Origin of the sequence: Apibacter sp. B2912, assembly GCF_009827835.1 — a bacterium.
In the GTDB taxonomy this organism is placed as follows: domain Bacteria; phylum Bacteroidota; class Bacteroidia; order Flavobacteriales; family Weeksellaceae; genus Apibacter.
This window is the reverse complement of record NZ_WINV01000007.1, coordinates 1-25,875: the sequence shown is the minus strand read 5'-3', so window position 1 is coordinate 25,875 and position 25,875 is coordinate 1. Positions and strand designations below refer to the sequence as shown.

The following is a 25,875-nucleotide window of genomic DNA, read 5'->3' as shown; positions in this document are numbered from 1 at the left end:
TAAAAATGAAAGAACCTTCTCCAGGTATAAAAATAGGAGATATTGCTTTTATCGATTTAGCTGATTTTAATGATAATTTGAATCAAAAGGGTTGGAAGTATATATATACATTAGAGAACAAATACAAACAATGCAAAATAGATTTGCCTAAAATTGATCGTTATTTTAATTTGCCTAGAATTTTAGAACATGAATTTATAGGACATGCTATTTTAAAATTAAGCGATAAAGCTCATGAATTAGCTGAAAAAGAAAAAGAAATAAATGGTCCTGTTCCTGTAGAAGCAAAATTAGGAAACATTATCAGAAGAGAAATTAATTTACCTGATAGAATAATTTATATATCTAAAAGGGAAGATTCTCTTTCTGTGAATTTTGGATATTTAAATGGTTCTAATGATCCAGATCCCAATATTAAACCTATTATAATATTTGATGAAGAAAGGGGGTATAGAACAATAAATCATCCTCCAGAATTTCCAAAAGACCATGGAAGGTTTGAAATTAATAGGAATGATGTAGACAAATTATTGACAATAAAATACTATAAAACCATAAAATATGATGTGCATAAAAAAACTTTTGATTTTGATTAATATTTTTCTAATAAACCAATTTCACGGACAATCAATAAGTAAAGAAGAAGATGCAGTTATAAGTTTTATTGATTTTTTTAAAACGGAAGTTTATAAATCAATTATACTTTCTAAAGAATTTAAAAGCAATAAAAAATGTCATATAATTGGAATTAATGGACTCTCATTAAATATCGGATATACAGCAGGTTTTGCTACAGGGGGATCAAATGGATATTTATATAAAGATATTCATATAACAAAGGATACTATATCAGTGAAAGAATTAAGAAAAGAATTACCAAAAAAATACTGGATATTTGAAGATTCGGATAGGTTTTTCGGGGTTCAAGTTGGAGCAGATTATATTTATAATCTTAAAAAAAATAATATTGAATATTTGCCTAAAAATATTGATTTTGAACCCGATGTATGTGATTTTAGTTTTGACATTATAAAAATATATGCACCCCTTGATAAATGGATAGATTTTTACGAAAAATACTATGATAGAAGTTATAATTCAGAAGTCTTAATACCTGTGAAATATGAAATATTATCAAATGGAAATAGATCGATTGAAAAAGAAAAATATTATTTATTCAAAATTAAGATAGGATATAACGATAAAGGTAAATTAGAAATATTCAAAGAAATGATAAGTGGTGGAAAAGAGGAAAGAGATATAATAAGATAAAAAGCATTTTCATTATATATTATAATTTATATTAATTGTTAATAAATTTAAGCTATATATTTTTATTTTTTTTAAAAACTTATTGAAAGTGAGTCTTATGATTATTTACTTGAATAAAAAAATAAAGAAATAGAAAAAATATATGCTTAATAAGGACGCATTTTCTAAAAAAGGGAAAGATTGAATCAGTAAAAGTTGTGGATTAAAATGATGTACAATAAGAAAGCTTTACTTTTTCTTAGTTTGTTCTTTTGTAAATTAATAAATAGAATTCTAAGGTTATCGGAAGGTGAAATAATTTGTGATTTCTTGAAATAGTCTTGTTGTTATGGTAAAAATGGTTTATTCCGATGATTCAGGCAAAAATTATGAAGGAAAAATGATAGCATCTAATCTGAATGAATTATAATTTATAAAATATTATAGTATAAAAAAAAATTTGCTCAAATAAGATAATATTTTTACCTTGTTAATAGAAAATTATTAAAAATTAAATATTGTAAAATTATGGATTCTAATAAATTAGATTTAATAAAAAAATATGTTAATACAAAGTATGGTGATTTAACGGGAGTGATTCAACTAGATGGGCATTCTAATATTAATGCGATATATGAATTATGTGAAGATTATAAAGTAGATGTAACAAATAAATATATAGTTGGTTTTGGTTTAGGAGAAACTACCACACAAGGAATAGGGATAAAAAATGATGTTTATTGTTCAATATATTATGTTGATAAGTCTGAATATGGATATAAATTTGATGAGATAGAGAAGAAAATAAAAAATGATGGGACATTAAGATTAAAAAAAGAGAATTTAAAGGTGAAATATTCAACTTTAGGTAAATACATAAAAAGATATGAATTTATAGTTTTGTCAGAACTAGTTAACAGTACTAATGAAATTAAGATAGAAGGAGAAGAAGATAAACTTTAAATTAAACCTGTAAAGTAATCAATCTTCCCAAACTATACTAATAATTGATTTGTATTGTTTTGTAGGAATGCAATATTCATAAAAAATAGAATCCTCTTCAAAAGATTTTAATTCAAACCATACAGATTTTGAAATGAGTTGTGCTTTTTCAGTGTCTTTGTAAATAAAATCATAATCAGCTTCAATATATTCTTGTGTAACCGAATTTTTAGGAGGTGCTAATTTTGTAATATCTTTAACATGAATCCAGAAATTTTCAGATTTATTCCAATAAGATACTTTCCCATTATGAGTTGAAACGATGAATAACGGATAAATGTTTAAAGAAACTAATCTATAAACAACAGAAGTAAGGCTTGTCTTAAAATATGAAGCTATTTCTTTTACTAGGTATGGCGAAAATTTTTTATTTTCCACAAATTTCCTAAACACTTTTTCGGGCATTAATAGTTCTGATGCAAAATCATTAGCTTCCCATTCCTGTATTCCTTTTCTTGCTTGTTGTTCAGTTGATTTGAACCAGTTTAATGTATTATTATTATCATTGTGAACCTCTAAATTTAATTTGTCATGAAGTAAAAAATGACCTAATTCGTGGGCTATAGTAAACCGAATCCTTTCTTTGTAAGGGATTTCAGAATTAATTTTGATTAAAGTTTTACTATTCCCTCTTATTATTTTTCCATCAGAATTTTTTAGTGGTTCCATAATTAAAGTTGCACCAAGACCCGAAGCCAGTATATCCATTGATAAATCAGAAATATCATCACATCCAATTTCTTCAAGTAACTCTTTTGCTTTTAGAGTTCCTCTGTTATTAGTCTTCATTTTCTAATTTCTCTATAAATTCTAATAAGTTTTGGTCTTTTATGATTTCCTTAATTTCATCAATTGTTAAACTTTCCAGATTTCTATATTGAATTTGAAATTGATTATTTTGAATTAAATTTTTTAAATAACTCACAGGCTTATCAATATTTTCCTCTATTGCTTGTTGAAGCATAAGAGAAGCCTTATCTAAAAGATTTATATCTTTTTGCTTGTTAATTATTCCTTTCAATAAAAATGATTGTCTTTTATACATCTTTTCAGAAAAATTATTTATCTCATCTATATTATATTCCAATGACTCTAATTCAGCATCTAAAGATGTGAAATCATTTTCTAAAGTTTGATTAATAATTACTTTGTCTATCTTTTTTATAAAATTACTTTTCATATCCCAATCCCTTTAATTTATTTTTTAGTAATGGTAATTTTCTATCTAACCTTTTTTTAATGTTTGTAAGTTCATTTAATGAAATTCCTAATAATTCAGATATGACTTGTCTTTTCATTCCTTGAATTATGTAAGGTTCAAATAGTAATATTTCATGGTCTGTTAAATCTAATCGTTTAAGTTCATTATGACAAATTTCAAGAAGATTGTTATATTCTTCATTATCGGTTATCTCAATTTCACTGTTTTCAAGAATTTCAAATGTTTCATTATCTTTCTTTAAATGTGTAGAAACAGTATTATATATAACACTGTCAAGTGAACTAATGATTTGCCGTTTAATATCTTTAAATCTATCTTTATACCAATTTCTCCCTCCTTCCTTTATTAATCTTTCTAAAGTTTCTTGAATCATATCTTGAATCATAATTCCTCTTATTCCTTTTTCAAAATTATATTTAATGTTGAAAAAAGTACTTAATCTTTTTAGAGAATACTTTACTAGTAACTCATAAAACTCTTTTGTCATAGCTTTCTCAATGGCAGCGCATATTTCTTTAGAAGTAGCTATTTCTCGGTTATTTATACCCATTTACAATATAATGCTAAAAGTTCTTTAAAAATTTCCAATAATATGGCAATTTATGAAAATTAAATAGCATTACAATATGTAACATAATAAAAAAGAATTTGTTATGGCTATATGGGCTGATTATTTAATATCTCACGTAAATAGAGATTCAAATGGAAATGTAATGAAAGTTTTACCTCATATTGTTTATGGAGAAACAGTTTCGTCGGGTAGCGTAGGAACTGAAGAAGAAGTGATTTATTTATTAAAAATAGGATATTCTATAAAAACCATTTTATGGGAGGAATCCTAAATGGCAACGAGGAGCAAATGTATATTATGTTAAAGAGGGTATAACTGAATATTTGAAAAAAGACAGAAATAAAACTGATAAAAATTATTTAGATAACTTAATATCATATATTAGAAATCATGAGTGAAACTCCACGACTCTGAATGGAGATTGTCTAACAAAAAGAATGTAAACGATGGCGACAAATCCACCAAGGGACAATTCAAGAAAAGGAGCTGTTAGAGAACGTTCACAAACCTACAACCCAAAAACTAATTCTTGGGTAAAACGTGACACAAACACGGGTAGATTTATGGATGTTAAAACTTCTAACAACAAACCATTCAATGGTGTCCGTAAAGAAAAGTAGTGATACAACTTAGAAAGTGTTTGGTTAAGTTTTTCAACCAGAAGTGAAAAGCATATTGATAAATTTAAAAATTATTGTTTATACAGAAATTTTTATAAATTAAAGATGATGTAATTTTTTGATATGAATATAGTTACATTTATTTGATAGTTGTAAATGCAAAATTATTAGCAATCAAAGATTTTGTAATGTTGTTATTTATCGGATTATTAGTATCATCAAGAACAAATAAAAAAATGATTGGGGTGAAACGCCCCTTTTTAATAAAAATTAAATTTAATGAATTACTAATATGAAAAATACTTTTAACAGTCATTTTACAAAATTGAAGAAACAAGATATTGATTTTGTAAATATTCCAATAGATGAGGATTTAACAGCATTTATTTGTCCCTTCTTAATTGAAAACAATAAGTTAGGAAATAAATTAGCATTAGATATTTATGAGAAAATGCACCAGTTTTTATCCAAGCTAAATAGCGATTTTATAAAGCCAAATAAATCAATTGAGGGTAAGGAATTCTTATCTCATTTACACGAGCCTAATGAATATCATTTAGGATATTCGGGAACAAACAAAGGAAAAGCAGTTTCAAATACAAGGGCAGTCACTATTTTTGATGCATTAAGAAATAACCGATTTGCCAAACAAAATGTTAACGTTACGAATGATGCTCATTTTGTACTACTCTTAGTAAAAGGTATTGGACAGGATATAATGTCTGATATTATAGCAAATGTTTGTAGAGATATTTTTGCCAGTTTCACTTCTGAAATATGCAAAAAATATAAAATATCAGTAAGTTCTGTTTCTATTGAATTCTATAATGCCATAACTAAAAAATGGGAAGTTAAAAGTGTTAATCTACCTTTTTACAAAGGTAAATACATTATTTTATTACCTAAATTTATCATAAGTGGTGGACGTGAATATTCAAATTTATATAATTGGTTTATAGCGAAAAATTATCTTTCAATTGAAATACTGAATAATAAGAATCCACTTCCTTCCGATGCTAAATTTATATCACAGATGAAAGATGGTACTAAAAAAGCTATTGTAAAGAAAATTTACAAAGCATATAGAAAACCGAAAGATGAACTTATTGAGTTTGTTATAAGATTTCAAGGGTCGCTTGATGAGTTTGTTAGATATGCAAAAGAACATTATCCAGAACTTGACTTGAGCGATTTGGAATAATAAACCCCATATTCTATGCATTATTTATCAAATTTAAATATATCGTTTTAAAGTTTAAGCTTTACACAATTACTTTTATAATGAAAGTTGTTGTATTTATAATTCATTTTTATATCCAAGTTCTTTAAGGTAAAGAAATCTTTGTGGTATTTACTAATTTTTTCTGAAACATATTTTATTAAAAGAAAAGGTAGTAGGATAAATTTTAAAATACGAATAATATAAAAGGCTCGATTAATTATGTTTTAGATTGATGTAATGATTTATTAAGAAAGTTAAATTTTCTAAATACTATAACTTCGACTTTTCCATTAATATTAATTTACTGAACATATATTATTAAAGTTAACTGATCAATATGGTATGTTAACACAGAAAGAAAAAATACTTTAGGTCCAGTACCAACATAAGCTAAATTGTGTAATGTAAAAAGAAGAGAAATAGGAATTCCTGATAAAAAATCATATGTTGGTTGTGCCGTAAATGTTAGTCAGGCGGGAAATGTTGAAATGAAATTTGGTTTTTTAAATGGAAGTGATGAATTATATAAATCTGAAATAGATAGTCGAGATACTAATTATCCTAGTCCACCTAAAAAATATCCAAAAAATCAAGGTATAGGAATCATTAATGAAAACAATTACTTAAAATTAGTTCAAATGAATTACGTTATAAAGCTAAAATATAATGGGAAAGATGAAATTTATAATTTTTCTTAGTATTATTTTGATAAATATATTTTTATATGGGCAAATAGATACACTTAAATTATCTTATGTAAATAAGGCTAAAGAAGAGGTTTATAAATCAATTCTTTTCTCTAAAGAATTACAAAGTGATGAATAATGTCATATAGTTATAGTACAACCAACTTCTCTTAATATGGGTTTAAATAGTCAAATAGTTTTCTTTAATATAAAAAAAGAGAAGGATAGTGTATCAATATTAAACTTGAGATATTCATTATCTAAAAACTATAGGATTTATTTCATTGAAGATAAATTCTCAATTACAAATCAAGGGTATGAACTTGTTTCTCAATTGCAAAGAATGTAGAGTTTATATGCCAAAAGAAATTTACAAAAGGATATATGTGATAATGTTTTGATGTTATCAAAATATAAGAACCTTTAGACAGTTGGATGAAAATTTATAAAGCTAATGTTTTACTAAATAAAGCAAATATAGTAATTCCTGTTATTTATGAATCTTTTATGGAAAAACCTAAATATCTTTTATATAAAATAGAATTATATGAAGGAAGTATAAGGGTAAAATCAATGAAAGTAGTTGAATTAGATTAAATTAATAAATAAGTTGAAATTCTACTACAATGAATGTATGAGTGGTTGGGTAAAATAAAGGAAATATTGATAAATTATCTGGTATAAATAGAGCCACATTTTCAAAAGAAGATAGATGATAAGAAAAAGGTTAGTTATTGAATTTTACATTTTAAAAGAAAGTTCCTGCATTCAATTTTTATAAACTTTTTTACCTTAAAATTATAACGCGGATCATTAATGTTCACATTACAAAAAACCGATTATGTATTGTAGTAATTCTCATTTAATAAGATTTACTTCATTTGATCAATCCAGCAATACTTAAAGCCGGTTTAATTGAAAGCTAATGATCCAGCTAAATTTAAATAATTTCCCCTTTGTTAATTTTTAAACTATTACTAATAGACTTTAGACACATAAAAAAAGTAAATTTGACTTCATAAAAATATAAGATATGAAAATAACAATCTTATGCTATCCCACATGCAGCACATGTAAAAAAGCAATCAAATGGTTGCAAGATAATACCATAGAATTTAAAGAAAGAAATATAGCAAAAGAACGACCAACGAAAGAAGAATTAAAAGAATGGTATCAAAAATCAAGATTGCCGCTTAACAAATTTTTTAATACATCAGGCAAACTGTATAAAGAATTAAACCTTAAAGAAAAAGTAAAAACAAGCAGCGAAGACGAACTCTTATCACTTCTATCTACCGACGGAATGTTGGTAAAACGTCCCTTAGTGATAAGTGATTCTATTATTTTAGTAGGATTTAAAGAAGAAGAATGGAGAAAAGCATTACTAGGCTAAACTAATCATCAATACCCCTTATAAGAATATACTTATTGATAATATAGTAATCATAATGAAGTTATGGCTTAATTATTGAATTCTATCTCAAAAAAGTATATGAAGAAATTTTTATTTGTTTTATTTGGGATAATTTTTATACAGATTGTTTCTGCTCAGGCAATAGTTAAAAATTTAAGAAGTTTTACCGTTTTGCGTGTTTATGATAAAATTCCTGTGACGTTACTTTCCTCACCGGAAGAAAAAGTAGAGATCAGCGGAGTAAAAAAAGATGACGTAAAAATCGTTAAAAAAGGCGGAGAATTAATTATTAGAATGGATACGTTGAAATTAGAGAACGACGATGAGGTAAACGTAAAGGTATATTATAAAAAGTTAAATAATATACATGCTTACGAAGGATCAACAATAACCGGTCATGATAAATTAGAAGAAAATCTATTAAATATCGGGGCTACTGAAGGTTCGAAGATTACCGTTCTTGTTGGAGTAAACAAAATACATGCCAAGCTAAAATCAGGAGGAGAAATCAAAGTTTCAGGATTGGCAAACCATCAAAATATTCAAATTACATCCGGGGGCACCTACGATGCAAAAGAAGTGGGCTCAAACAAAATTGCAGTAGCAGTTACTTCCGGAGGAACAGCATCTGTTTATTCTAATGGATTAGTTGAAACCAAAATAAAAGATGGGGGAGATATTAATGTCTATGGAGGAGCGGAAGTAGTTAAAAAAGATATCGAGGGCGGATATGTGAATATATACTAAATATGACTTATATAAAAATATTAAATACAGCTATAGATAAAATCTATTATAAAGAATTGCAGGAAAAAAATAATTAAACTAAAATTGTATCCTTTTACACAAGAATTTAAATATTAGTTTAATTAGTTTAGTTTAAATTGTAGCAAAAGATATTTTTGCTGCAATTTTTTTTGAAAAATTTTAAAATTGTAAAGACTTTCTAACTCTTTTCAGTGTTTCAGATGCTATGCTTTTAGTTTTTTCAGCTCCCTCTTTAAGAATATTCTCAAGTTCCTCAATATGATTCATATAGTAATTATATTTTTCCCTGGCTTCACTAAATTCACGTAGAAGAACTTTAAATAATTCATTTTTTGCATGTCCGTATCCGTAACCACCGGCTAAGTAGTTTTCTCTCATAAGTTCCGCTTCTTCAGGAGTGGCTACCAATTTAAATATTGAAAACGCATTACATGTATCCGGGTTTTTAGGTTCTTCCAGTGGAGTAGAATCGGTTACAATAGACATAATTTGTTTTTTTAACTCTTTTTCAGGAGCAAAAATTTGAATCGTGTTTCCTCTGGATTTACTCATTTTATTTCCATCAGTTCCGGGTACATACATCGTATTTTCTTGAATTTTGGCTTCAGGGACTACCAAAACATCGCCGTGTACATGGTTAAATTTTTGAGCAACGTCTCTAGTCATTTCCAAATGCTGCAATTGATCTTTACCTACCGGAACGATTTGTGCATCGTATAAAAGAATGTCCGCAGCCATAAGCATAGGATAAGTAAACAGCCCGGAATTTACATCTTCCAAACGATCGGCTTTATCTTTAAAACCATGTGCCAAAGCCAAACGGCTATAGGGGAAATAACAAAGCAAATACCACATAAGTTCCGTTACTTCGGGGATGTCTGATTGTCTGTAAAAATAAGTTTTGGAAATATCCAAACCACATGCGAGCCAGGTTGCCGCTATTTCATACGTATTTTGTTTAAGGACTTCAGCATCTTTGATTTGCGTCATGGAATGCAAATTGGCAATGAAGAAAAATGATTCATTAGAAGGATCCTTGCTTAGCTTAATAGCCGGTGCAATGGCTCCTAATATATTGCCTAAATGTGGAGTACCCGTACTTTGTATGCCTGTTAAAACTCTCATGTGTATATTTTATATGATAAAATGCAAATTTACATTTAAAATATAAAGTTCAAAAACTTATGCATTTTTATTACACCATATAAAGATTAGACCCCGCATGAGAATACAAAATGGAGTAATTTTTTACACAGGACTATTTCATCCATTCTTTAGGAAACATACCGGGTTTGAAGAAATAAACACCTATGAGAAATATCGCACCAAGAGTGATGGAAGAATCGGCAACATTAAATATATAATTAAAAAATTGAATCCTTTCACCTCCCCAAATAGGAAACCATTCAGGCAAATAAGTGTCTATAAGAGGAAAACGAAACATATCCACGACACATCCTCCGAATAGAGGAGCATATCCTTTAAAATTAAGCTTGGAAATTCCCGAATATCCGTACCAATCCTTCACAACCGAGTTATAAGTTGTACCCGAATCGAAAAGGACTCCATAAAAAGTACTGTCAATCAAATTCCCGATTGCACCCGCAAAAATTAATCCTGCCGGAATGATAAAATACCAAGTATTAGCCTTTTTAGACCATTTGTTGATATAATAAGCCATTAAGCCTATTAATACCAAACGCAATAAGCTCAGGCCTATTTTACCTATGAATCCTCCAAGTTGCACTCCATAAGCCATACCAGGATTTTCAACATACGTAAGATAAAACCAATCGAAAACTTTTATTTCCTCATGAAGATGAAAATGAGTTTTAATGTAAATTTTTGATACTTGATCTAATAAAAGGATAAAAAATGTTATCCATAAGACTTTCTTCATTCTTACTATTGATTGTTTTTAGCCTCAATACTTAAGGTAGCATGAGGAACCGCTTTCAATCTTTCTTTACCTATTAATTTCCCGGAAATCCTGCAAATTCCGTATGTTTTATTCTCAATTCGTATTAAAGCATTTCGCAAATCACGGATAAATTTTTCTTGACGAGCCGCCAAATGGGAGTTACTTTCTTTACTCATGGTTTCCGAACCTTCTTCAAAAGCTTTAAAAGTAGGAGAGGTATCATCCGTTCCGTTATTTAAATCATTAACAAACGCTTCTTTCAGCATAGTTAAATCATTTTCCGCTTTTTCAATTTTATCAAGAATAAGTATCTTGAATTCTTCAAGTTCTTCGTCAGAATATCTAAGTCTGTCTTCAGTCATAATTACACTTTTTTTAGTACGATTTTAATTTTAATTTCATTAATGTCTAATTCCGTCCCATCGGTAGTGTTACTTACAAAAGTTAATTTCTGTGTTAATGTTTCAGAACATATATATTCCATATTTTCGTTAACGGATTTTTCAATTTCCTCATTCGCCTGAATTTCTAAAGATATTTTATCGGTAACTTCCAATCCATTCTCTTTTCTGAGATTTTGAATTTTATTTACCAATTCTCGAGCAATTCCCTCAGATTTTAATTCAGGTGTGATAGTGATATCGAGTGCAACGGTTAATTTGCCGTCATTGGCAACTAACCATCCCGTAATATCTTGTGTGCGAATTTCAACATCATCCAAGTTTAGTTCGTAGCCGGACAGAGTTATAGTTCCGTACTTTTCCAACTCTTCAATTTGAGAAGAAGATAATTGTTGGAGCTGTTGGCTAACGGCTTTAAGGTCTTTACCTAATTTAGGTCCTAACGTTTTAAAATTAGGTTTTACGGCTTTTACAATAATATCAGAAGCTTCTTCAGGGTTCAATAATTGAACTTCTTTTACATTGACCTCTTGTTTTATTATAGGTATTATGGATTCTAAATTTTCCCTGTCATTTTTACTTAAAACAGGAATCATAATTTTTTGCAACGGTTGGCGAACTTTTATATTTTCTTTTTTACGCAAAGAAAATACCATAGTGGTAACTTTTTGCGCTAAATGAGTTCTTTCCAACAATAAATAATCGATTTCATTTTCCTGTTTGATCGGAAAATAAGCTAAATGAACCGATGCATAAGGTTCTTTTCCCGTAACTGCATTTAAATCCTGATACAATCTATCGGAATAGAAAGGTGCTGCCGGAGACATTAATTTAGCAATAGTATCCAAACATTTATAAAGAGTTTGGTAAGCAGAAATCTTATCATTGGAATATTCTCCTTTCCAAAAACGTCTTCTTGATAAGCGCACATACCAATTACTTAAATTATCTATAACAAAAGTATTAATTGCTCGTAAAGCTTTGGTTGGCTCATAATCGGTATAGAAAGAATCCACTTCATCTATCAAAAGATTAAGTTCGGATAGGATCCATTGATCTAATTCGTTTCTTTCTTTAAAAGGTATATCATCCTCTTTATAACTGAATCCATCCACGTTGGCATATAAAGCAAAGAATGAATAGGTATTATATAGAGTTCCGAATATTTTACGGCGTACTTCGTCAATGCCCTCCAAATCAAATTTCAAATTATCCCAAGGTTGAGCATTGGAAATCATATACCATCGAGTAGCATCCGGCCCATACATAGCTAAGGTTTCAAAAGGCTCAACAGCATTTCCTTTACTTTTGGACATTTTATTTCCTTTTTTATCCAAAACCAACCCATTGGAAACAACATTTTTATAAGTTACGCTGTCAAAAATCATGGTTCCGATTGCATGTAAAGTATAGAACCAACCGCGAGTTTGGTCTACTCCTTCAGCAATAAAATCTGCCGGATAGTATTTTCGTTCGTCTATTAATTCCTTATTTTCAAAAGGATAGTGCCATTGAGCGTATGGCATAGCTCCTGAATCAAACCATACATCAATCAAATCACTTTCTCGCTTCATGGGCTTTCCACTCTCTGAAACAAGAACTATTTGATCCACAATATTTTTATGAAGATCTATTTTATTGTAATTTTCCTCGGAAAAATCACCTACAATAAAATCTTCAAAAATATTTTTAGACATAAATCCGGCTTTTACGGATTTTTCCATTTCATCAATCAATTCCTGAATAGAACCAATAATGATTTCTTCTTTAGCATCTTCAGTTCTCCAAATAGGAAGGGGAGTACCCCAATATCTTGATCTGGAAAGATTCCAATCATTAGCATTTTCCAGCCAATTACCGAAACGACCTTCTCCCGTTGATTTAGGTTTCCAATTGATACTTTGATTTAATTCGGTCATTCGATCACGAACTTCCGTAATTTTTATAAACCAAGAATCCAAAGGATAGTAAAGAATAGGTTTGTCTGTTCTCCAACAATGAGGATAGTTGTGATTGTATTTTTCTACTTTAAAAGCCTTATTTTCGGTCTTTAAAAGTATGGCTATTTCAACGTCAGTTGAACGTTCCGGAGCTTCGTTATCGTTATAATATTCAATGCGAACATATTTTCCCGCAAAAGGTTCAGGTAAACTTGAAATAAATTTACCCTGTAAATCCACTAAAGGAACAGGATTTTGATTTTCATCAAGAACCAACATACCGGGTACCCCGTGTTCTTTTGCAACTTTCGCATCGTCTGCACCAAAAGTAGGAGCAGTATGAACAATACCTGTACCGTCTTCAGTAGTCACATGGTCTCCATCTATTACTACAAAAGCTTTATCCGCATCTACATACGGTAATGTCCAAGAAAGGAGTTGTTCGTATTTTATTCCAACTAAATCTTTCCCCTTGTATTCGGCAAGAATTCGATAAGGTATTTTTTTATTTTCAGATGTATACTCTTGAAAATCGACATCAGACTCAGCAGGCACGAATTTACCTGAAAACTGACTTCCTACTAATTCTTTAGCGAGTATAACGTTGATGGGTTCAAAAGTATATTGATTAAATGTTTTTACCAATACATAATCAATAGATCCTCCTACAGTCAACGCCGTATTGGAAGGTAAAGTCCACGGTGTGGTAGTCCAAGCCAAGAAATATACATCGCCCTGAATATCGTTAAATAAAGTAGTGCTTTCCTTAATTGCTTTAAATTGAGCAACAATGGTCGTGTCTGTAATATCTTTATATGCACCGGGTAAACTCAACTCATGACTGGAAAGCCCTGTTCCAGCTTTAGGAGAATAGGGTTGAATGGTATAACCCTTATAAAGTAAATTTTTATCGTAAATTTGTTTCAACAACCACCAAACACTTTCCATATATTTGGGATCGTAAGTAATATAAGGATGATTTAAATCTACCCAATAACCTATTTTTTGAGTTAGTTCGTTCCAAGCACCGGTATATCGCATAACTGCTTCTTTACAAGCCTTGTTGTATTCTTCAACAGTTATTTTTTTACCAATATCTTCTTTGGTAATACCTAATTCCTTTTCAACTCCAAGTTCAACGGGCAAACCGTGGGTATCCCAACCGGCTTTTCTATTGACCTGTTTTCCTTTTAATGTTTGGTATCGGCAGAAAATATCTTTAATGGTACGAGCCATTACATGGTGAATGCCCGGCATTCCGTTAGCTGAAGGAGGTCCTTCAAAAAATACGAATTGGGGATTGCCTTCACGAGATTTTATACTCTCTTGGAAAATATTATTTTTTTTCCAAAATTCTAAAATTTCGTCTGCAAATTTATTTAGATTTAATTCTTTATATTCTTGAAATTTATTGCTCATTTTCTTTTAAAACAAATGCGAAAAAAATTGATTTGCGAATATACGAAAAAAAAGTCTATCTTAAATGGACTTTAATTGTATAGTAAAACTAATTTATTGTATTACAATCAGCGATTTATAACTAAAAAAAAACTCATATTTTTTAAAAATACAGATCAATTAAATTACCGTATATAGGGATTGTTATACCCTAAAATATTTGTTAACCTTGAAGAATTAACTAATCATTTTTTTATAAAAGGGGTGATATAAGTTTAGCTATGGAATTACCTAAATCTACCCATCGGTTTCGTTTTAACCATTCCTTATAGGAAACTTCCGTGCTGTTTTCAATGTCTTCCATAAAAGCATCGTAAAGTTCCCGGTTTATGGTTTCGCTGTAAACTAAGGCGCTAATTTCAAAATTTAAATCAAAGCTCCGCATATCCAAATTGGCTGATCCTATAACGGAAAGATTGGTGTCGGAAATTATGGTTTTAGCATGTACAAATCCTTTCGTATACCTGTAAATTCGAACCCCCGAGGCTAATAACTCTTTATAATAGGCGCACGAAGCTGCATTCACAATGATACTGTCCGATTTATACGGAACCAAAATCCGAACGTCCACTCCGCTTAAAGCTGCGTACTTTAAAGCATTAACAATAGTTTCATTAGGGATCAAGTAAGGCGTTGTTAAATAAAGCCTCTTTCGGCTGGACATTATAATTCCGTTGTATACAAGCATTATAGTTGCTCGATCGCTATCCGGACCACTGGCAGCAATCTGAAGAAGTTCGGGGTTTTCGTCTTTAGTGGTGATATCTTTAGACGCGTGAAAGTAGTCTTTGTCAAAAGGATCGACGTCATTTCCGGAACAAAAATTCCAATCGGTTATGAAATTATATTGAAGTCCGTTCACCGCTTCTCCTTTCACCATAAAATGGGTATCACGCCAAAATAGTTTGCTGTTCGGAGTATTAATATATCGGTCGTCAACATTAATTCCACCAATAAAACCAACTTTAGAATCAATGATTATTATTTTACGGTGATTGCGATAATTCATTCGGTTGGCAAAAGCATAAAGTTTAATTTTGTAAAAAGCAGCGGCTTGTACGCCGCCTTCACGCAGTTCTTTTATCATTCTTTTGTTCAAGGAATGGCTTCCAAAATCGTCATAAATAAATCGTACGGTTACGCCTTCTTTGGCTTTTTGTATTAAAATATCTTTAATTTCGTTTCCAATACGGTCATCAGCAAAAATATAATATTCAATATGGATATGTTTCGTTGCTTTTTTTAATTCTTCAATAACCTCTTTAAATTTATTTTCACCATTGATAAGCAACTTGGTATTGTCGGCTACATAAAGAGCAGAAGAAGTATCTTTTAATAACATTCTTATTGAGTGAGTTTTACCCTCCAGTAATTTATTGTATTTGTTGATTCTCTTTTCGGTATGTTCATTTATTTGATTTCTGAGTATCTGATAGAAGTTTCGATCGTGTGTATATTTTCTTTTATACAATTTTTCCAATCGGTAGTTCATTCCAATCGAAAAATATAATATTACCCCTATAATGGGAAGGATTATAACTATAAGTAAATAACCGATAGCTTTGGATGGATTTTCCGTATTTTTGATTATTTTAAAGATGGTATAAATAATAACAAGTATATAAAGAACAGCCCCTAGTATTGAAAGATATTCAAAGTTTAAAGATTTAAACCATGCAATAAATTTATCCATATTTTTGAAACGAAAATTTTCTTATAAATTTAATTAATATAATTATTTAATAATTTTTAACATTTATAATTCAAATTTTGCGGTTTATAGATTGTATGTTTGGTGAATACTAATTATTTTATGATAAATTTTATTTGTAATACATCTAATTATATTAAAACAACATAGTTGATGGAGATGGTAGGTGGTGTAAAAATTTTGGTAATAGGATGGAAATTAAATTTGAACAACCTGATTGAAAGCGTATGATTTTATCCATTGCTAACAAATAGATTAACAAGATTGGTTATTTTATTTAGGGATCTAAAAAAATTTTACATCCTAAAACTTATGTAAATAAGTTGTTTATATAGAAGCAGTAGTGTCTTTTGTTTCGAGATAATCCCAATCGCCATTTACTCTTAAAACTTGTTCGATCACATCTCTCACACAACCTTTTCCGCCTTTAGTAGGTGAAATATAGTCTGCAATGGAAAGAATTTCGGGACAAGCATCTTTGGGAGCTGCTCCAATTCCCACTTGGTTCATCACCTCATAATCGGGCAGATCGTCTCCCATATATAAAACTTCATGCGGTTTCAATCCGTATTTGTAAAGGAAATCTTCCAAATCATCCCATTTATCTTTAGAATCAAGATAGATGTCAGTTATACCTAAATAGTTGAGTCGGCTCACTACAGAGGCATCCTTTCCTCCGGTAATTACGGCAATTTTATAACCTTTCTTTACAGCAAACTGTAAGGCAAATCCATCTTTAGTATTCATATTTCTGATCATTTCGTTATTAATGAGAATGATGGATCCGTCGGTCATAACTCCGTCTACATCAAAAACGAATGCGCTAATATGATTGAGCTTTTCTTTATAATTTATCATGGTAAGTTTCTAAAATGGAATTAGTTAGTAGAGAATAGATTTGGAATAAATTGGAATCAGACTCTAAGATAGATAAATGTTTTTGGATAACAACTTGGTCATTTCTTTTTGCCGGTCCTGTTTGAGCGTCATACGGAGAAATGTCATCATTTATTTTTTCAAAAGTTTCCTTTATCAAAGGTTTTAAAATCTCAAAAGGTATATCTTGTTTACGGCAAATTTCATTGGCTATGTAAAGTAGATGATTGGTAAAATTGTTGGCCCATACGCCCGACATATGTATTTTCAATCGCTTTTCTGAATCTACAACATAGGCTTCATCAGAAATTCTTTTAGCCAAATTTAAAAGAATAGTTTCATCGTCTTTATTTTCTGCTTCAATAAAAAAAGGAATTTTATCGTATTCCAACGCTCTTTTTTTTGAAAAGGTTTGCAAAGGGTAAAAGACTCCTTTTCTGTATTTACCCTTAAGCGCAGATAAGGGGATCGATCCGGAAGTATGGACAACTAAACAATCTTCAAATGGTACATAATAAGATATTTCGGAAATGGCCTTATCTGAAGTGCAGATAATATAGATGTCTGCCTTAACAATTTCTGAAATTTTATCTGTATAATTAATATTATAATCTTCTGCAAAATTTTGTGCTTTATCCAGAGTTCTGTTGAAAACCTGTACGACATTCACCGTATTTTCAAGTAAGGCTCTGGTTAAATGATAAGCAACATTTCCGGCCCCTAGAATTACAACATTTTTATGCATATTTTCATCATTAATTATTTCTTAATTCGGCATGAAACTGGGTTGAAAAACGATCTAACAATTTTTTCATAACCTTATCAATGTCTTGATCCGTAAGGGTTTTATTTTCATCTTGAAGGAAGAAATTCAATGCGTATGATTTTTTGCCTTCAGGTAGATTTTTGCCCTCATAAACATCAAAAAGATTTACGGATTGAAGCAATTTTTTTTCTGTTTCAAAGGCCGCTTTATATAAGTCAAAATATTTTATATCTTTATCCAGTAAAAGGGCTAAATCTCGGGTTGAGCCCGGAAATTTAGGAATTTCAGCTAATTTATAAGGTTTTTTCTTAGAGGCAAGATCCACCCATTTTTCCCATTCCAATTCTGCATAAAATACATTACCTTTTAGTCCGAATTCTTTTAAAAGCTTAGGATTGATACTTCCTAGTTTACCTAAAGAAGATCCGTTTACAAAAAGTTCGATGCCGTCTTTATACAGAGAAGAAGACTCTAATGGTTTTTCATCAATGGATATGTTAAAACCGGTAAGTAATTGGCTTACAATTCCTTTTAAATGAAAAAAAGTAGAAGTATTTTGAGGAATAATCCAATTATTTTCCTGGAAATTTCCGAATAAAGCTACCGAAAGTTTTTTATTTTCAATATAAGTTCCCGCGGAATTTTTAAAATAGGTTTTTCCGAATTCATAAAACTTAATTTCTTTCTGATTACGATTGCTGTTAAATGAAATACTTTGTAATACGCCATATACCAGGGATTGCCTCATTACACACAAATCTGTGCTTAAAGGATTAACCAGCTCCACGTATTGGGTGTTTTCATCTCTACGAGACGTTAACGAATTGTTGATGATTTCGTTAAAACCATTATATTTTAATTGGTTAGCAATCGTGTTTTCAAGAAATTCTTCATCAAAGGCATTTTTATTTTCATAAGCAAACGAAAACTTTTCAGGAATGTCAATTTGATTGTACCCATAGATTCGTGCAATTTCTTCAATAACATCTATTTCCCTCGTCACATCTACACGATAAGCCGGTACTATAAGATCCAAAACTTCGTTTGTATCGCTGATGATAGTAAACTCTAATGATTTTAAGATTTCTTTGATCTGTTCTCTATGGATTTTCTTTCCTAATATTCGATCGATTTTATGATACCTTAAAATAGTATTTACGTTTTTTATTGGATTGGGATATATATCTATCATTTCTCCAACAACGGTTGCATGGGTTAACTCTTTAAAAAGCTCACAGGCTTTTTTCAAAGCAATCAGGGTATAATTAGGGTCTACACCTCTTTCAAAACGGAAAGATGAATCGGTATTTAACCCTTCTTTTTTAGAGGTTTTCCTAATAGAAACCGGATCAAAGTAAGCAGCTTCTAAAAAAATATTTTTAGTTTCATTGGAAACTCCGGATTCTAATCCGCCATACACACCGGCCAAGCATAAAGGAGTATCCTGAGCGTCTTTTATAAGTAATTCGGAATCGGATAGATTTCTTTTTACTCCGTCTAATGTAGTAAACGCAGTTCCTTCCGGTACTGTTCCCACTTTTATTTTTTGACCGCCAATTTTATCGGCATCAAATGCATGAAGAGGAAGTCCGTAGGAATGTAATATATAATTAGTTATATCTACTGCATTATTTATAGGAGATAATCCTATGATTCTTAACTGGTTTTGTAACCAATCCGGCGAAGGTTTAATTTCAATATTTTTTAAATATATACCCGAATATCTAGGGCAGAGTTGCTGATTTTCCACTTCAACGCTAATTGGGTTTCCTTTTGCTTCATCCAATTTGAAATTTTCGAAAATGATTGGTTGCAATTCAGCCTTGATTTTTCTGCTTTTAAGCGCCGCATATAAATCACGAGCTACCCCATAATGAGACATAGCATCCGTACGGTTGGGAGTGAGCCCTATTTCAATACAATAATCCTTAGAAACAGGGATCACCTCATTGAGCGGAGTACCCACTTTTAAATTAGAATCAAGTACGAGTATGCCCTCATGGCTTTTGCCTAAGCCCAATTCATCTTCGGCACAAATCATTCCGAAAGATTCTTCCCCTCGTATTTTACTTTTCTTAATTTTAAATTCGCTTCCGTCTTCGGAATATAAGGAAGTACCAATAGTGGCTACAGGTACTTTTTGGCCTTTTTCTACATTAGGTGCCCCACAAACAATTTGAACGACTTGATCCCCTAAGTTCACTTTAGTTAGTTTCAGCTTGTCTGCATTCGGGTGCTTTTCACATTCAATGACTTCACCGACAACTACACCTTTTAGACTGCCTTTGACAGATTCAATTTCTTCAACATCTTCCACTTCCAAACCTGTGTCTGTAAGTATGGAAGCTATTTTTTCAACAGATAAATCAGTCTTAATATATTTACATAACCAATTATAAGAAATTTTCATTGATTTTAACTATTTATATTAAAAAAATCTTATGTAAATAATTTATTTACATAAGAGCGAGAAAAGTGGTTTATATTTTAAAATTTATTTAGTTATTAAGCATAACAGGCATTACCAACATTAATATGTCTTCGTTCTCATCCAATCCGTCTGCAGGTTTAATAATTCCCGCACGATTGGGCGTAGACATTTCAAGAGTAATGTCTTCCGAAGAAATGTTGTTAAGCATTTCATTTAAGAATTTGGAATTAAATCCTATTTTTAATTCTTCCCCATTGTAATCACAAGGAAGGCTCATATCCGCTTTATTTGAAAAATCAACATCTTCAGCGCTTAGCTTAAGTAAATTTCCATTTAAAGCTAAACGTACTTGTGAAGTTGATTTATTAGAGAAAAGGGCGGCTCTTTTTAGAGAGCTTAAAAATAATTGCCTGTTTATAGTCAATACGTTCGGATTCTCTTTAGGAATTACGGCATCGTAGTTTGGATATTTACCGTCTATCAACCTGCAAACCCATTGAGTTTCATTGTGAGTGAACCGAGCATTGGTTTCATTAAATTCAATAATAACCTCATCATCATATGCAATCAAGGCATTTTTCAATAGTGTAAGCGGTTTTTTAGGCATGATGAATTCTATATCTTCATTGGCCGATACATCTTTACGAGTATATTTTACCAATCGATGAGCATCGGTTGCTACAAATCGACATTCCGAATTAGTAAATTGGAATAATACCCCGGTCATCACGGGACGCATGGCGTCATTACCGGTTGAAAATATAGTATTGGCGACCGCTTCTCCTAAAACGGAGGCTTTCATGGTAATAGACCTGTCTGTGTCTAATTCGGGTAGGGTAGGGTACTGGTCTACATCATCCAATGCTATGAAGTAGTTGTCTTTTTCATCCACAATTTCGAGTTGATTTCCTTCTTGTGAAAAGGAAAGCGGCTGTTCGGAAAAAGTTTTTACTGTATCGGTAAGCAGTTTTGAAGGAACCGCAATTTTTCCTTTATCTGTACTTTGAACTTCAATACTGGTTTTCATGGTTGTTTCACCATCAGATCCATAGATGGTTAATTTATCAGAATCCAGATCGAATAAAAAATTTTCCAATACAGGTAAAGATGAGTTTCCTCCGGTAACTCCACTTATTAATTGTAATGCTTTTAATAATTCTCCGCTTGAAACTATGAATTTCATATATGAATTTTTTCTTAATAGTTACAAAATTAGTTTTTTTCATTCTAAATCAAACTCTTTTTTTTTATTTTTTATTGAAAAAATCATATTATCTATTTTAAAAAATATATAAATTATAAATTCTTTATGATATATTGTTTTATTTTTAGGGATTTAAATTTTTATAATTATAATAAAAAGATAATTTCTATTTTTAAAAATATTTAGAAAATTATTTTTTACTGTCAATTTTGTTATGATGAAATTTAATACCAATCTCCCTGTTTTTAATTGATTTAGTAAAAGCTTAGATGTATGGTTTTATATCTTATTTTGTTTTCAAATCTTTAATTTATTTAAAAATAATAATTGAATATATATAGTGCTTAAAGGAATACGGGATCCATTTTGACCTATAATTAAGTTAAAATGATTATATTTGCCAATTAATATTGAAGATTTATCCATTGGGGATGACCGGTTTTGACAGCAAGATCAATGGGTAAGTAAGCATGTCGAGTCACGTAAGGTAATCTCGTTAAACTTCCGTTACAAACTTATAACTGGCAACGAAGAATACGCTTTAGCTGCTTAATACGACCGAATTATAGTAAGTCCAAGCGATCTCCTTACCAGGTAAGGAAGCTAAATGTCTCTCAAAAGCCCTTCTCTGCGGCGTTTGGTTAAGAGGCACGGGAATGCGGAGATAGAACAGGACACGCATCGGGTTCTGTTCGAAAATTTAGATGATAAGCTGCTTGTGGGGTGTGAATTCTCAGCAATCAGCCGAAAATTAATAATTCACTAAGCATGTAGAAAGCTTGCGTATTGCTTGTTTGGACGAGGGTTCGAATCCCTCCATCTCCACTTTTTAACCCGTTTAAATAACGGGTTTTTTCGTTTTTTATGGTTTTTTAGATAAGTTTTTCATCTTCGGGAATACTATTATTCTTAATTATTTTTTACATTTTTAAATAGATTCAATGAGACTCACGATTTTTTCGTATTCGTCAAGTTCTTTTTTATAATACCGAAAGAAGTAAGATTTGAATTTCACTTTTTGTTTAAAGAATAACTAATATTGATCCTATCCTATACTTAAATTTTATACTTTTTAGATTGTTTGATTAAAAAACACATACATATAAAATGATCTTATTGCTATCTCATAAACCATATAATTGGCATTTTTACCACTACTTATTTCTATTTTTCAAATATATTTATTTCAATAACTAAATATTTAGTATCTTTGTTTATTATTGTTTAATAACAAAACAAACTACTTATTATATGAAAACCACTCCAAATTATGAAGAAGGTACAGAGCCTTCCTTTCAATTAAACCCGCCTCAAAAAGAGGTTAGATATTATGCAAAATACGGAGGAACTAAAGAAGAGGTCTATGGAAAAACTCATTTAGTATCCGTGAAAATACGTATCAACGAAATTGAATATTTTACCAAAACCAGTATAAAATTAGAGCTAAAGCAAAAGCTTAATCAGCTACACACTTTTACACTCTATTGTGATCCGGACGAATTCGGAGAAAATAAAAAGACATATATCTACCAAAATACTAAAGAATACTTAGGAAAAAAAATAACTTTTGAATTTCGCCAGTATGGAAAAACAGCCTCTCTTTTTACGGGCCTGATTACACAAATATCTCTACCCAAAAAACAAGGCATACGTCAGCTGGTATTTCGGGGTACGTCTCCCGAGGTATTGATGGAAAGCGGATTACAATGCAGAAGTTTTGAAAACCAAACCCAGGAAGAAATTATAAAAGAAATAATAAAACCCTATTCCCGAAACTTAATAAACTTTCAATTCAATCCCAATAAAAAAGAACGATTACCTTATACCGTACAGTACAATTGTACGGATTTAGCCTTTATCCAACAACTTAGCGAACGCTATGGTGAATATTTTTATTACAATGGTGAAGAATATTGCTATAGTTCATGGGGGGGAAGGGTCATAGAATTAATGGAAGGTGAAGACGTATTTGAATATGAGTTAAAACTGGGAATCGGACCTCAGAATTTTAAATTTACGGCCTATGATTCCCTACAGAAAACAGAGCATATTTTAACCGCTAATCCTAAATCTCATCCCGGTTCAACCAATCCCTTTCAACAACATGCCTTAGCCTATTCAAAAAACCTGTATCACACAGTACCTCAATTCCATTATGAACAAAGCTTATTACCAAACGGTTCAAAGGAAATAGAAGATTCAATGGAGGTTGAAAAAAAGAAAAGACAAAATTTAGTTTATGTAGAAGGAGTGAGTAACAATCCCCAATTGCGGATCGGAGATGTAGCCAAGATGATGGTGTGGATACCTGAACATGAAATATTTAAAGACGGTCGAATACCGATTGAATCATATAAGATCATCGAAATTGAACACCGCTTTGCAGACGGAGAGGGCTATGAAAATACCTTTACAGGCATTCCCAAGGACATGACCGTTCCACCGTTTTACAACGGAAGAGCCTATCCGAAAGCTTCAATACAACATGCTACGGTTACAGATAATCAAGATCCGTTGAAAATGGGAAGAGTGCGCGTGCAGTTTAGTTGGCAGAAAGAAAGCAACAGTCAAACCCCGTGGATACAGGTAATACAGCTTCATGCGGGAGGAGGAAAAGGTACCTATATGAATCCGGAGAAAGGAGAGACCGTTTTGTGTGCCTTTCAAGGAGGAAATGCCGAAGCACCCGTAGTATTAGGAACGGCTTATAATGGAGGAGAAATAGCCGCCTATTATAGTGAAGGAAATGATATTAAAGTGATACAAACCCGAAGCGGGACTAAGATAATATTTAATGATTCCGAGGGAACGATACTAATGGAAGATCCAAGCGGAAATAGAATTTTTTTGGATGGAAAAGGGAATATCAAAGTATATGCCCCAGAAACTTTGTATATGGACGCCAGGAATATATCGGTAAATGCTTCTCAAAATATAACCATGAATGCAGGAGAAAATGTATCCCTGATGGTGGGAGAAGATTATAGTTTGACCGCCGCTAATATTTATGAAGCTGCAGGACAAAGTAGAACTTCAGATGCTTTAAATATTGAAGAAACTTCAAAAAAAGGAATATACGGAAGCGAAGATGAAAAATTGCGTTTAAGAAGTGGAAAAACAGTACAATCAAATAGTGCACAACAAGTTGATTTAAAATGACAATTAGAGGAGGAAATATCGTACGCAAAATAGGGGGAGAGAGTATAAAAAGGGCAAAAAAATCTCTTATATTAGAGGCAACCCATGATAATTTGACTTTATATTCCGCCAAAAAAGTAGAAATGATAGGAGAGCAGGGCGGAGTTGAATATCTAAATGATTATACCCCTCCACTACCTTTGCGCGTGGTAAAACTGGACGGACCTTTTGATGAAAATGGACAGAAAGTTTCTTGCATTAAAAAAGGAATTTATTATAAATTTAAAATAGTAAAATACAATCGTTCTCCAACTTCGATAGAACGGCATCAAATCCGTTGGGCAACACAGTATGAAAATCAGTCAATATTTTGGAATTATCCGCAAGTCAACGGAAAGGAAGAAATTATAATTAATGTTGATCGAAATATTAAATCTTCATACATAATAGTTTATGCTTACTATAATATAGGTCATGTGGGATTGGAACAATCATCTCTAAAAATTGGAATAGAGAAATTTTATTATAAAGGAATAAAGAATTGGGGTAAATTGCAATCCGGATTTGCTACAGAGTATGGAAAAATAACAGAAGAACAGATTAAAAAACATGCAAATAGATTGGGTTGGGTGAATATAAATAGTGTAAGGAATAAGTCTCTGAAAAGTATAAAAGAAAGTTATGAAAATTTATTATTAGGAACCCGCAGGGTTCTATCGAAAGAGGTAGCGGATAAGGTAATTAATAACTTTTATAATGGCAAAGGAAAAAAACTAAGCTTTGATGAAAACTCTAAAATTTCCAAAGACTTAAAAGAATACGGACCCTTTAGGGAATATTTTGATAAATATTTAGAAGTAATTAAATATTTGATTAAAGAGCGTACCTTATATACAAAAAATGGTAATGAAATTATGAAAATATTTCAAGATATGATTAAATTTAAAGCTCTTCCTAATTTCAATCAACCTTGGCATATTATAGGTTATGACTATTATGGATTGATGGGAGGAACTCAAACCATAAAGGTAGACTTGGAAATTGAAGAAGATAAGCCGGGGATATGTTTGGTAAAAACAAAAATGTATATAGGCGATTGGTACGGAGCAGATTGGGATGACGTTAATGGAGTCATAAAAGGGAGCGTGCATAGCCTATCAGCATTTTTTTGGTTACAACACCATTACGGTTATCAGCCTTTTGAAACTGAAATTATTTACCAATCGTTAGATTATTTAACATTATGAAAAAAATAAAATTTTTCTTATTTTAC

The 25,875-nt window shown here is 30.8% G+C and carries 24 protein-coding genes and 1 other RNA gene; 13 read left to right on the top strand and 12 right to left on the bottom strand.

Translation table 11 applies throughout. The features are described 5' to 3' along the window. Positions 1–5 precede the first annotated feature (5 nt). The 3 genes from GFV01_RS09715 to GFV01_RS09705 all read left to right on the top strand — a co-directional run bounded on the left by GFV01_RS09715 (position 6) and on the right by GFV01_RS09705 (position 2,214). Positions 6–596 carry a hypothetical protein gene (locus GFV01_RS09715; RefSeq protein WP_160567084.1) on the top strand — a complete coding sequence of 197 codons (591 nt, stop codon included), beginning with the start codon at positions 6–8 and terminating at the stop codon, positions 594–596. Further along, positions 589–1,272, top strand: a complete 684-nt coding sequence (locus tag GFV01_RS09710; RefSeq protein WP_160567082.1) for a hypothetical protein — start codon at positions 589–591, stop codon at positions 1,270–1,272. The genes GFV01_RS09715 and GFV01_RS09710 overlap by 8 nt, the downstream gene beginning before the upstream one ends. Positions 1,273–1,779: 507 nt before the next feature. Continuing rightward, positions 1,780–2,214: a hypothetical protein gene (locus GFV01_RS09705; RefSeq protein WP_160567079.1), complete on the top strand. Its 435-nt coding sequence runs from the start codon at positions 1,780–1,782 to the stop codon at positions 2,212–2,214. A gap of 18 nt (positions 2,215–2,232) precedes the next feature. On the opposite strand, the gene GFV01_RS09700 is transcribed toward GFV01_RS09705, so the two are convergent. From GFV01_RS09700 to GFV01_RS09690, 3 genes are read right to left on the bottom strand one after another with little or no spacing between them, the layout of a single operon-like run. Then, complete coding sequence (locus tag GFV01_RS09700; RefSeq protein WP_160567077.1) at positions 2,233–3,042, bottom strand: ImmA/IrrE family metallo-endopeptidase; 810 nt, start codon at positions 3,040–3,042, stop codon at positions 2,233–2,235. Beyond that, positions 3,032–3,433 (bottom strand): hypothetical protein, encoded by a 402-nt coding sequence (locus tag GFV01_RS09695; protein ID WP_160567074.1) that lies wholly within the window; start codon positions 3,431–3,433, stop codon positions 3,032–3,034. Before GFV01_RS09695 ends, GFV01_RS09700 begins: the two co-directional genes overlap by 11 nt. Then, positions 3,423–4,025: a sigma-70 family RNA polymerase sigma factor gene (locus GFV01_RS09690; protein WP_160567071.1), complete on the bottom strand. Its 603-nt coding sequence runs from the start codon at positions 4,023–4,025 to the stop codon at positions 3,423–3,425. Before GFV01_RS09690 ends, GFV01_RS09695 begins: the two co-directional genes overlap by 11 nt. A gap of 103 nt (positions 4,026–4,128) precedes the next feature. On the opposite strand from GFV01_RS09690, the gene GFV01_RS09685 reads away from it, so the two are divergent. The 7 genes from GFV01_RS09685 to GFV01_RS09660 all read left to right on the top strand — a co-directional run bounded on the left by GFV01_RS09685 (position 4,129) and on the right by GFV01_RS09660 (position 8,735). After that, positions 4,129–4,317: a hypothetical protein gene (locus GFV01_RS09685; RefSeq protein ID WP_160567068.1), complete on the top strand. Its 189-nt coding sequence runs from the start codon at positions 4,129–4,131 to the stop codon at positions 4,315–4,317. A 175-nt stretch (positions 4,318–4,492) separates the two neighbouring features. Continuing rightward, positions 4,493–4,666 (top strand): hypothetical protein, encoded by a 174-nt coding sequence (locus GFV01_RS10090; protein WP_185150349.1) that lies wholly within the window; start codon positions 4,493–4,495, stop codon positions 4,664–4,666. Positions 4,667–4,958: 292 nt separating this feature from the next. Next, positions 4,959–5,867 (top strand): hypothetical protein, encoded by a 909-nt coding sequence (locus GFV01_RS09680; RefSeq protein ID WP_160567064.1) that lies wholly within the window; start codon positions 4,959–4,961, stop codon positions 5,865–5,867. A gap of 416 nt (positions 5,868–6,283) precedes the next feature. Beyond that, the gene (locus GFV01_RS09675) at positions 6,284–6,586 is read left to right on the top strand and encodes a hypothetical protein (RefSeq protein WP_160567060.1); all 303 of its coding nucleotides are present in this window, start codon (positions 6,284–6,286) and stop codon (positions 6,584–6,586) included. A 423-nt stretch (positions 6,587–7,009) separates the two neighbouring features. Then, positions 7,010–7,171 carry a hypothetical protein gene (locus GFV01_RS09670; RefSeq protein ID WP_160567057.1) on the top strand — a complete coding sequence of 54 codons (162 nt, stop codon included), beginning with the start codon at positions 7,010–7,012 and terminating at the stop codon, positions 7,169–7,171. Positions 7,172–7,607: 436 nt separating this feature from the next. Continuing rightward, on the top strand, positions 7,608–7,967 hold the full coding sequence (locus GFV01_RS09665; protein ID WP_160567054.1) for an arsenate reductase family protein: 360 nt from the start codon (positions 7,608–7,610) through the stop codon (positions 7,965–7,967). Between the two features lie 99 nt (positions 7,968–8,066). Beyond that, the gene (locus tag GFV01_RS09660; protein WP_160567051.1) at positions 8,067–8,735 is read left to right on the top strand and encodes a GIN domain-containing protein; all 669 of its coding nucleotides are present in this window, start codon (positions 8,067–8,069) and stop codon (positions 8,733–8,735) included. Between the two features lie 180 nt (positions 8,736–8,915). Here the strand turns inward: GFV01_RS09660 and trpS are convergent, their stop codons facing one another. The 9 genes from trpS to dnaN form a co-directional block, all read right to left on the bottom strand. After that, positions 8,916–9,881 (bottom strand): tryptophan--tRNA ligase, encoded by a 966-nt coding sequence (gene trpS / locus GFV01_RS09655; RefSeq protein ID WP_160567048.1) that lies wholly within the window; start codon positions 9,879–9,881, stop codon positions 8,916–8,918. A gap of 133 nt (positions 9,882–10,014) precedes the next feature. Then, positions 10,015–10,656, bottom strand: coding sequence for a lipoprotein signal peptidase (locus tag GFV01_RS09650; protein WP_160557437.1), 642 nt, complete (start codon positions 10,654–10,656; stop codon positions 10,015–10,017). Between the two features lie 5 nt (positions 10,657–10,661). After that, the gene (locus tag GFV01_RS09645) at positions 10,662–11,039 is read right to left on the bottom strand and encodes a TraR/DksA C4-type zinc finger protein (RefSeq protein WP_105297303.1); all 378 of its coding nucleotides are present in this window, start codon (positions 11,037–11,039) and stop codon (positions 10,662–10,664) included. A 2-nt stretch (positions 11,040–11,041) separates the two neighbouring features. After that, positions 11,042–14,437, bottom strand: a complete 3,396-nt coding sequence (gene ileS / locus GFV01_RS09640; RefSeq protein WP_160567045.1) for an isoleucine--tRNA ligase — start codon at positions 14,435–14,437, stop codon at positions 11,042–11,044. A gap of 232 nt (positions 14,438–14,669) precedes the next feature. Beyond that, entirely contained in the window at positions 14,670–16,169 is a 1,500-nt protein-coding gene (cls, locus tag GFV01_RS09635; protein ID WP_160567042.1) for a cardiolipin synthase, read from the bottom strand. Positions 16,170–16,514: 345 nt separating this feature from the next. Next, positions 16,515–17,042, bottom strand: a complete 528-nt coding sequence (locus GFV01_RS09630) for an HAD-IIIA family hydrolase (protein WP_160567120.1) — start codon at positions 17,040–17,042, stop codon at positions 16,515–16,517. Beyond that, a complete protein-coding gene (locus GFV01_RS09625; RefSeq protein WP_160567039.1) occupies positions 17,032–17,808 on the bottom strand; it encodes a Rossmann-like and DUF2520 domain-containing protein in 777 nt (258 codons plus the stop codon). Before GFV01_RS09625 ends, GFV01_RS09630 begins: the two co-directional genes overlap by 11 nt. A 10-nt stretch (positions 17,809–17,818) precedes the next feature. After that, the gene (pheT, locus tag GFV01_RS09620) at positions 17,819–20,239 is read right to left on the bottom strand and encodes a phenylalanine--tRNA ligase subunit beta (RefSeq protein WP_160567036.1); all 2,421 of its coding nucleotides are present in this window, start codon (positions 20,237–20,239) and stop codon (positions 17,819–17,821) included. Between the two features lie 88 nt (positions 20,240–20,327). Next, positions 20,328–21,443 carry a DNA polymerase III subunit beta gene (gene dnaN, locus GFV01_RS09615; RefSeq protein ID WP_105297308.1) on the bottom strand — a complete coding sequence of 372 codons (1,116 nt, stop codon included), beginning with the start codon at positions 21,441–21,443 and terminating at the stop codon, positions 20,328–20,330. A 448-nt stretch (positions 21,444–21,891) separates the two neighbouring features. Here dnaN and ssrA point away from each other — a divergent pair. The 3 genes from ssrA (at position 21,892) to GFV01_RS09600 (ending at position 25,849) form a co-directional block, all read left to right on the top strand. Further along, positions 21,892–22,292, top strand: a transfer-messenger RNA (tmRNA) gene (ssrA, locus tag GFV01_RS09610). Positions 22,293–22,715: 423 nt separating this feature from the next. Then, on the top strand, positions 22,716–24,623 hold the full coding sequence (locus tag GFV01_RS09605) for a type VI secretion system Vgr family protein (protein WP_160567033.1): 1,908 nt from the start codon (positions 22,716–22,718) through the stop codon (positions 24,621–24,623). Then, positions 24,620–25,849, top strand: coding sequence for a hypothetical protein (locus tag GFV01_RS09600; RefSeq protein ID WP_160567030.1), 1,230 nt, complete (start codon positions 24,620–24,622; stop codon positions 25,847–25,849). Before GFV01_RS09605 ends, GFV01_RS09600 begins: the two co-directional genes overlap by 4 nt. Positions 25,850–25,875 lie beyond the last annotated feature (26 nt).

Excerpts from the sequence above, each read along its gene's own strand:
- GFV01_RS09715 (WP_160567084.1), top strand. The coding sequence starts at position 6 with ATGAAAGAACCTTCTCCAGGTATAAAAATAGGAGATATTGCTTTTATC.
- GFV01_RS09705 (WP_160567079.1), top strand. The coding sequence starts at position 1,780 with ATGGATTCTAATAAATTAGATTTAATAAAAAAATATGTTAATACAAAG.
- GFV01_RS09700 (WP_160567077.1), bottom strand. The coding sequence starts at position 3,042 with ATGAAGACTAATAACAGAGGAACTCTAAAAGCAAAAGAGTTACTTGAA.
- GFV01_RS09695 (WP_160567074.1), bottom strand. The coding sequence starts at position 3,433 with ATGAAAAGTAATTTTATAAAAAAGATAGACAAAGTAATTATTAATCAA.
- GFV01_RS09690 (WP_160567071.1), bottom strand. The coding sequence starts at position 4,025 with ATGGGTATAAATAACCGAGAAATAGCTACTTCTAAAGAAATATGCGCT.
- GFV01_RS09685 (WP_160567068.1), top strand. The coding sequence starts at position 4,129 with ATGGCTATATGGGCTGATTATTTAATATCTCACGTAAATAGAGATTCA.
- GFV01_RS10090 (WP_185150349.1), top strand. The coding sequence starts at position 4,493 with ATGGCGACAAATCCACCAAGGGACAATTCAAGAAAAGGAGCTGTTAGA.
- GFV01_RS09680 (WP_160567064.1), top strand. The coding sequence starts at position 4,959 with ATGAAAAATACTTTTAACAGTCATTTTACAAAATTGAAGAAACAAGAT.
- GFV01_RS09670 (WP_160567057.1), top strand. The coding sequence starts at position 7,010 with ATGAAAATTTATAAAGCTAATGTTTTACTAAATAAAGCAAATATAGTA.
- GFV01_RS09665 (WP_160567054.1), top strand. The coding sequence starts at position 7,608 with ATGAAAATAACAATCTTATGCTATCCCACATGCAGCACATGTAAAAAA.
- GFV01_RS09660 (WP_160567051.1), top strand. The coding sequence starts at position 8,067 with ATGAAGAAATTTTTATTTGTTTTATTTGGGATAATTTTTATACAGATT.
- trpS (WP_160567048.1), bottom strand. The coding sequence starts at position 9,881 with ATGAGAGTTTTAACAGGCATACAAAGTACGGGTACTCCACATTTAGGC.
- GFV01_RS09650 (WP_160557437.1), bottom strand. The coding sequence starts at position 10,656 with ATGAAGAAAGTCTTATGGATAACATTTTTTATCCTTTTATTAGATCAA.
- GFV01_RS09645 (WP_105297303.1), bottom strand. The coding sequence starts at position 11,039 with ATGACTGAAGACAGACTTAGATATTCTGACGAAGAACTTGAAGAATTC.
- ileS (WP_160567045.1), bottom strand. The coding sequence starts at position 14,437 with ATGAGCAATAAATTTCAAGAATATAAAGAATTAAATCTAAATAAATTT.
- cls (WP_160567042.1), bottom strand. The coding sequence starts at position 16,169 with ATGGATAAATTTATTGCATGGTTTAAATCTTTAAACTTTGAATATCTT.
- GFV01_RS09625 (WP_160567039.1), bottom strand. The coding sequence starts at position 17,808 with ATGCATAAAAATGTTGTAATTCTAGGGGCCGGAAATGTTGCTTATCAT.
- pheT (WP_160567036.1), bottom strand. The coding sequence starts at position 20,239 with ATGAAAATTTCTTATAATTGGTTATGTAAATATATTAAGACTGATTTA.
- dnaN (WP_105297308.1), bottom strand. The coding sequence starts at position 21,443 with ATGAAATTCATAGTTTCAAGCGGAGAATTATTAAAAGCATTACAATTA.
- GFV01_RS09605 (WP_160567033.1), top strand. The coding sequence starts at position 22,716 with ATGAAAACCACTCCAAATTATGAAGAAGGTACAGAGCCTTCCTTTCAA.
- GFV01_RS09600 (WP_160567030.1), top strand. The coding sequence starts at position 24,620 with ATGACAATTAGAGGAGGAAATATCGTACGCAAAATAGGGGGAGAGAGT.